Origin of the sequence: Sphingomonas sp. CCH9-F2, from assembly GCF_001556735.1 — a bacterium.
GTDB classification, from domain to species: Bacteria; Pseudomonadota; Alphaproteobacteria; order Sphingomonadales; family Sphingomonadaceae; genus Sphingomonas; species Sphingomonas ginsenosidimutans.
This window is the reverse complement of sequence record NZ_LSJO01000178.1, coordinates 1-913: the sequence shown is the minus strand read 5'-3', so window position 1 is coordinate 913 and position 913 is coordinate 1. Positions and strand designations below refer to the sequence as shown.

Genomic DNA, 913 nt, shown 5'->3' with positions numbered 1-913 from the left:
GCGCCAGCGGCGGTTGACGACGATCAGGTCGCCGTCGGGCAGCAGCGCCGCGTCGCTGGGCACCGATCCGGCAGGCGGGCGATAGCGCAAGGTCGCGACGCGCGTGCCCGGCGCCGCCGGATCCGCGGCGAACAGCAGCGCCTCATGCCCCCGCTCGCGCCCGCCGCGCCCCTCGCGAATCACCAGGAAGCGACCGTCCGGCAGCCGCACCAGCGATTCGGCACCCGTATTGTCGGGCCAGCGCGCCATCGCGGGCGGCGCGTGATGCGCCTCGACCGTCAGATCGGGGGTATAGCGCCAGATCGCATTGGCGCGCTCGTAACCGATCCACATCCGCCCGGTCGCGGGATCGACCGCCAGCGACTCGCTGTCGCGATCGGTGCGCAGCCAGCCCTCCGCCGGACCATCGCGCAGGGTCCGCGCGCCCAACGTCGCGATTCGCCCACCCGCGATCCGCAGCCACACCATATTGCCGCCGTCGCCAAGCAGCAGCGCGCGCCCGTCGCGTAGCGCCAGCGCGGAAAAGCCGCCGAACGCCGGATCGTCGGCGGACAGCGACAGCGCCCCCACCGGCACCAGATCGCCCACCCGCGCCGGCCAGCCGCCGGGTGGGATGTAGCGGGCCGCGCGCACCGTCACGTCGTCGCGAATCATCGGACGGCGCGGCTCGCCGCTCCACGGCGGAACCAGCGCCAGCACGGCGATGAAGGCGATCGGCCAGCGCATCACCGGGGCTGTAGCGCGCCGGGCGCGGCAGGAAAGGATGAACCGCGGATAACGGACGCATTCAGGGTCGGCTCAATGCGACTCGGCCATAACCGCTTCATCGACCGGGAGGCCCGCCGACCGGAACAGGAAAACGGGAGAACGACCATGTTCAAGAATCTCGCCCTTGCCGGTGCCGCGCTTGCGA

1 protein-coding gene is annotated in these 913 nt (G+C 72.2%); it reads right to left on the bottom strand.

What is annotated here, in order from left to right; genetic code table 11:
* Positions 1–726 (bottom strand): esterase-like activity of phytase family protein (locus AX685_RS05325; protein WP_066486191.1); only part of this gene is annotated, 726 nt, incomplete at its 3' end.
* Positions 727–913 lie beyond the last annotated feature (187 nt).